The sequence below is a fragment of the Vibrio sp. D173a genome (assembly GCF_030248475.1).
This window is the reverse complement of record NZ_JAHGAH010001403.1, coordinates 1-754: the sequence shown is the minus strand read 5'-3', so window position 1 is coordinate 754 and position 754 is coordinate 1. Positions and strand designations below refer to the sequence as shown.

The window sequence follows — 754 nt, the reverse complement described above, 5'->3', positions numbered from 1 at the left end:
CCCACTTAGATGACGAAGCAGTGTCGATTTACCCGAGCCAGAAGGCCCAAGCAGTGCCGTCATCTTTCGGCTAGAAATGGTCAAGTTGATATTATTCAGTGCGCGGTTGTCACCGAATGTCTTGTTGACCTTGTTAACTTCAATGATGTGATTCATCGTCAATGTCCCTGTTTGGTTTAAGGTAACTTTGACGATGAAATATTAAGATTCGGTGTCGTTTTATTTGCAGAAATGAAACATTGAGAGGTGAACAACAACTTGTCTAGACAAGCTTAAGATTCTGTTTTTAAAAGGTTAAAGCACTCATAATTAGACAAGGTTAAGCACTTATATAAGAACGCAATTCACAGTAATTTGACAATACAAGCGACGATCACGCTTGCTATCCCCTCCTATCTAATAAGCAATACCAATTAATTATTCAACTTATATACCAAAAACAATGTCACTCCTGTTACCTGTTTTTTCTATTTCGATATCCAATCTATATTGGGCGCGTTTTATTCGACTCTCAGAAATTGCTCTAGATCATTAAAGTATTCAAAAACGTAATCTTTGATTTTAAATAATTAAACTTTGATACGGTTTACGGAATTAAACCTATTTCATAACTTTCTAGTGATCGCGTTCAAAATATACCCATAAGACCAAATAAAATAGGATGTATTGTTGGAATTTACATCACATTTTCTCGGTTTACAGAAGTTTACTCCGCATTGCTGAAATAACTCTAAAGGAGTAATTTGCAGTCATT

1 protein-coding gene is annotated in these 754 nt (G+C 35.3%); it reads right to left on the bottom strand.

Annotation, left to right across the window (positions count from 1 at the left end):
* On the bottom strand, window positions 1–156 hold a 156-nt coding region (locus tag KIV40_RS33650), incomplete at its 3' end, for an ATP-binding cassette domain-containing protein (RefSeq protein ID WP_285353766.1).
* Window positions 157–754: the final 598 nt, after the last annotated feature.